Annotated in this window: 5 protein-coding genes; all 5 read right to left on the bottom strand. The window is 29.8% G+C overall.

Annotated elements, in window-relative coordinates; translation table 11 throughout:
- Positions 1–193: 193 nt before the first annotated feature.
- Positions 194–1,987 carry a DUF262 domain-containing protein gene (locus ACY2RU_RS17305; protein WP_490139737.1) on the bottom strand — a complete coding sequence of 598 codons (1,794 nt, stop codon included), beginning with the start codon at positions 1,985–1,987 and terminating at the stop codon, positions 194–196.
- A 13-nt stretch (positions 1,988–2,000) separates the two neighbouring features.
- Positions 2,001–2,489 (bottom strand): 3'-5' exonuclease, encoded by a 489-nt coding sequence (locus ACY2RU_RS17310; RefSeq protein WP_490139738.1) that lies wholly within the window; start codon positions 2,487–2,489, stop codon positions 2,001–2,003.
- A 3-nt stretch (positions 2,490–2,492) separates the two neighbouring features.
- Positions 2,493–4,457, bottom strand: coding sequence for a KAP family P-loop NTPase fold protein (locus ACY2RU_RS17315; protein WP_490139739.1), 1,965 nt, complete (start codon positions 4,455–4,457; stop codon positions 2,493–2,495).
- Positions 4,417–4,716, bottom strand: a complete 300-nt coding sequence (locus ACY2RU_RS17320) for a hypothetical protein (RefSeq protein WP_490139740.1) — start codon at positions 4,714–4,716, stop codon at positions 4,417–4,419. The genes ACY2RU_RS17315 and ACY2RU_RS17320 overlap by 41 nt, the downstream gene beginning before the upstream one ends.
- Positions 4,717–4,980: 264 nt before the next feature.
- Positions 4,981–5,637 carry a hypothetical protein gene (locus ACY2RU_RS17325; RefSeq protein ID WP_490139741.1) on the bottom strand — a complete coding sequence of 219 codons (657 nt, stop codon included), beginning with the start codon at positions 5,635–5,637 and terminating at the stop codon, positions 4,981–4,983.
- Positions 5,638–5,659 lie beyond the last annotated feature (22 nt).

Here is a 5,659-nt window from a genome sequence, read left to right on the forward strand (position 1 = left end):
CTTGTGTATGGCTTGTTGCGTTTAGAAAGGTAATAATTTTCAGTTAAGCACAGAGCCAAATTTTTACATTTTGTTTTTTTCTTAATTTTCTAAAAGCCAAATTAAAAATTTGGTGGGAGTTAGCAAATATTCACTAACTTTGGACTATAAACGTAACAGCAATGAGATATACACGTTGTTGGGCACAGTTATTTTATTCCATTAAGTAACTCAATATTTTATTAACTTCATAATCTTTTCGAGCTAAACATTTTTCTAAATTCCAATTCGGATATTGTTCTGTCAGTTTAGAATTAACGATTTTCAATTGACTGTTTTGATAACCATTTAATTTTTTACTCTCGTTATTATTTATTGAGCGATTAATCCCTTGTTCTAAAACGACTAAATTTCCTAATGAATTAAGATTACTACCCCATTTTTCTTTAATGTTATCTCTTTTTGTTAAATCTTCATCATTATATGATTGAATATGCTCAATATCTATTGGTTCCCAAAAAAGATATTTTTTAACGTTTTTTATGTCGTTTGGTAAATTAGAAGCGATATTTTCTTCTAAAAGTGCTGAAAGTCTGCAAAGAATATTTTTAACTTTTGTACTATATAAAATATCTCCCGAAATAATTTCAGTTAGCCTATTCTTTTTCCAGTCGTAATGTTGATGGATTTTGTCTTTTATATGTTTCATTACTGATTCGTATGAATCATTAGCGATAAGTTTTGTTAGCTGACTTGTAAATGAACCTTTAATTTCATTTACGGATTTTTGATATAATATACTGTAAATTAAAAACAACTTTGTTAGTTGTTTGGTGAACTCTGCAAGTTTTACATATTTGTTTTCATCATTTTGTAAACTATTTAAAACAAGAAATTTCAGTGTCCAAAAACGACCGTATCTTGACCACCACCAAAGATGAAGTAAACCTCCATTTTCTACATTTGAGTAACTATTGCTTCTCCATTTATCCTCCCATTCATATCTTAAATCAATGATAGAATCTATTTCGGTTAATTTCAATTCAAGGTTATTGGTTTTTATCGTGTTTCTAAAATGTTCCCATTTGTTGATGTTGAATATAGTTTCAAATAACCTATCAAAAAAAGTAGTAGTTCCGTAAGTATATAACACATTTGGAAGGTTGTATTTGGCAATTAAATAAAATTGATAAATATGCAATATGCTTTGGATGTTAGAAATTTCACTTTTAAAGGTTTTGTTATTCAAGTCTATCTTTTCGTATAAGGCACTAATTTCATTAAAAGCCTTTTTATTTTCTCCATTTTTATTCAAATATTCATACATACGAATTTTGAAAATATCGCCTGCATTTAAGTCTAAACCTGTTGTGTTAATTGCATCAAAAATTTGAAGTGTTTTTGATAAACTTGCTTTGGTTTCTATTACAACAAAATATACATTAGAAAAAAGATGTTTGGCAAAATTATCAATTTCAAAAAGTTCTGTATCACATTGAAATTTGATTAAGTTGTCAATTAACTTCGCATTTTCAATATATGTGTTTAATGAATTTTCGTTTGAAAGTTCAATGTTGTTTTGATTTAAAAGTTCAGTTAAGTTTTGTTGTTGCTCTCCATTGTTAACCTCTGTACTCAACCAATTAAATGAAACGTTTTGTAACTCCTCTGAATTTGGGAAACGGTTTTTTAGAACTTTTAATAATATCAAAAATGTTGTTATTCTTTGCTGACCATCAATGATGTGTTGCGAGTTATCATTTTTAAGTTCTGATAGTTGCATAGTCCCAATAAACATTGGTTCAGCATTTTTTTCTTGTTCATAACCCCAAAATGAAACAAAAATATCGTTAATGAATTTTCTGATTTGAGTTTCTGTCCAAGAATATGGTCGCTGATATATTGGAATTAAATAGTTTGTTTTACCATTTAGGATAATATTATCAGTCGTTTGATTATTATATTTTAGTGTAAAAGTTCCTGCATCTATTGAAAATGATGTACTCATATTTTGAATGTTATTACGCAATTAAAAAAAGTTCTCCACAAGCACGAGCATCAGATAATGCTTGATGGTGTTCGAGTTTAATGTTGTGCTTTTGACAACAAGCATTTAAGTTTGCTGGACTATAACCTTTTGCTCGATATATTTTTAAAGTACATTCCCATTTTTCGGAAATATTTAGGTCAGAATATTCAATATTACAATCTCGCATTGTTTTGGTTAAAACGTTACGGTCAAAACTTTCATTATGAGCTACGACTGTTTTACCATAAATACGTTTTCTTATTTCGGGATATATTTTGTCAAAACTTCGAACATTTAGGGTATCTCTTTCCGTAATTCCGTGAACTTGAATATTGTGCCAATTGTATTCGTTGTTAGGTGGTTGAATTAAGGCGTGATATTCATCAATAATTTTTCCATTTTCAAAGGTTACAATTCCAACAGAACAAATGTGGTGTCTTGTTGCTGTTTCAAAGTCAATTGCTATAAAGTTTGATTTCATTTATTACTTTTCATTTCTTTTATTAGCCAACTCTTGAATTTTTCCTCTAAACTCATTTAGTTTTACAATATGGTTGGTAATTATTTCTGTAGATTGTTCTGTATGGAAATCTTCAGGTTTTGATTGGATATAATCGCTATGAAAATTAACATAATAGTTGTTTTTCCATATACCAACATCAAATAAGTTATGAGTAATCACGTTGTTTTGTTGCGAAAAATAGTTCGTATATTCAGTTGTAATCTTTTCAAAATCGTTAAACAATTGTTCAGATTTTAAATCTTCAACAAAACTCTTTTGTTTTGTTCCAAACCAAACGGCTGTGTTAATGTAAAGATTAATTTTACCGTCTTTAGGATAAGAATTAATTAAATACTCTCTAGATTTAGTTAGATAAAACCTAAAATTACTCTGTATTTTGCTTCCTTTTTGCTTTATCTCGCTATTATTATTTGGTAGTTTTTGTTTTAAACTAGGTATAATTCTATCTCTTATCTTTTTTAGTAGCCAACCTTTGTGATAATCAACTACTGGTTTATCAAACGCCTCAAGATTTGTAACAGAGGAAAGAGAAATAACAGCACCAATGATATCTTCTATTTCTTCTTCTTTTTCGGTTATAGAAACTTTTAGACTGTTTAAAAGACGAGATATATTTAAAGCTCTTTTCTTTAAATAGTGGTCATTTTCACAAAGTCTAAATAATACCTTTTCCCACTCTTCATCAAATTCTTCCGATTGATTTAGTTTATCTATGCTTTGTTGGTCTAATGGTTTTAAATTCATTTGAAGAGCAACATTTTCATTCCATTTGTCAAAACCAGAGTGCAGTGATAATAAACGATAAACAGGAGGATAAGCAATTTGAATACTCACTAAAGCAAAATTGACTAATAACTCTAATTCTTCATTTAATTGGTCGTTTTCTTGGTCGCTATTTTTTGATGAATTGATACAACTTATTAATGAAAGTGAGTTCATTAATCGTTTTAACGCTCTTGGGTTTTTACCAACCGATAGGTTTGAAATTTCTGAAAATTTAGAAATTAATTCTTTATTTTTTGAATGAGTTTCCTTGATGTAGTTTGTAGACACTAAACTATCTTTCAGAAAGTCATCAATATTATAACTTGAAACTGGCATTGAAAATGGAACTTGAATTATTTTGTCAAAAAATGACCTAAACTCTCTTTCGTTGAGTTCTGATAATTTACCAAATTTTGGTTCAAGACCTTTGATGACTACATCATAATCTATAGCTAGAACAAACACACAATTTTTTAAGGTAAATATGTTTTTAAGAAGTTCTAAAAGTTGAACAGCAATTGGTGGGTCAATTCTATCTAAATCATCAATAAAGAAAATAAAACCAGTCTTATTGTCTTTTTGTATGCAATCTTCTATTATTTTTTCTAATTCAGTTCTAACTTCTCCAATAGTAGATTTTCCTTTTGAAGAAAAGGCATCAATTACAGTTCCTGCTCCATCAACTGTTTTGTCTAAAGCATTTTTTGCCACAACCTTTGATGTGTCTTTAATTCCAGACCAAAGCGTGCTTAATAATTTCTTTGTTTTAGTTTCGTCAACGTTAGCAATTTTGGAGGTTTCTTGAATCAAGCCAGTAATAATATCCATTAATGTAGATTGTGCATCTTTCATTAATGCATATTCCCAGGTGTTTAGCCAAATAGAGTGGTATTGTGAATTGTCAATATCGCTTAAATTCTTTTTAAGGCTATTCATTAGCGAAGTTTTTCCGCTTCCCCATTCTCCTTGCAAAGCAATTGTTATTGGCGTATTCGAGTTGTTAATGAATTTTGTTAAACCATTTTCAAAAGGTTCAATTCCGAAATTGTCTTTTTCTCCGTTAGAAATATTTCTCGGACTATCAGTAATACTTGATTTTATCATAGCTTTTTTAGAAGAATTATTTTGAATATTGTCTATTGATTCTTTTTCCTTTTGCATCTAAAGTTTCGGCGTAATTTCCATCTTGGATAGAAAAGGTATCGCCCGATGCTCCTAAAAAACCATCTATCTTTTTATATATTCTTGATATCCTTTTTAAATCAGCATCAAAAATTTCAATGTAATTTCCGTCTTGCACGATTACAATTTGTGATGAGTTTCCTAAAAAATTTCCGTTGTTATATGCTCTCTTAATTCTTTTTCCTTTACTGTCAATTGTTTCAAGATAATTTCCGTCAACTTTTACTCTTGCAATCATATTTTGGTTAGTTTTTTCGTGTGAGTGTTTAATTGTGCCCAACGTGTTTGTATATGACCAGTGGCGGACCTTGGCAAGCTGTGGCTCAAACAGTTTTGCGGAGCAAAAGCTGGAAGCCGCGTCGCGGCGTGAGATTCAGCAGCCACGGCGAAGCCGTTTACTGATTTATTCGGTTTTGATAAATTTACAACAAAAAGTAAGAATACAAATTCAATAACTGTCTTAGCCATTGGTTATATACATTGTTGTGCAACGTTTTTTATTTTAAAATTGACTCACTACTTTTAAAAGCATTGCAGTCGGTGCAATTATTAGTCCGATGTAAAATATATACTTTCCGTGTTTTCTATCATTTCCCGAATAAGAATAAACCTTTTGTCCATTCGGTAAAGTCTTTTTCGATGTCCAAAGAAAATAGCCAATTATTAATCCCAAAAAACCACCCAAAATTGAAAAAATATAACCTCCGATAATCCAAGGTTTTTGATTTCCTTCGGGTTTTGCTAAATCTTTTAGTCGTTCGTTTTTTAGTGAGTTTAGAAGTTCTTTATCAACAGATTTACCTCTTTGTTTTAAAATTTTTTGGGCAAGAGTATAGTCAAACGCATTCCATTCGTCAGACTTTAATAAGACTTCATAAAGTTCCTCATTAGTAAATTCAAATAAATAATAATCCTTGTCAATTTGGTCAATTAATTCCTCTGCATTATGTTCAAGAATATCTTCGGCTTTTTTAAAGTCAGATTGTTTAATTCGGATTTCAACTTGATTATTTAAAGTGCTTCCAGAAAAAGTCACATCAACAGGCGGAACGTTGTCCGCAAGAATTGATTCAATTCCGTTTTTGCTTAGCAAGTCTTTCAATTCTGTAGCTTGTTCTAAAGTCGGAAATTTTCTAAATATTGAGTAATTTTCTTCCATTTACGGGTTTTGTTCAAATGTT

It is taken from the genome of Ulvibacter sp. 2305UL32-6 (genome assembly GCF_058148545.1).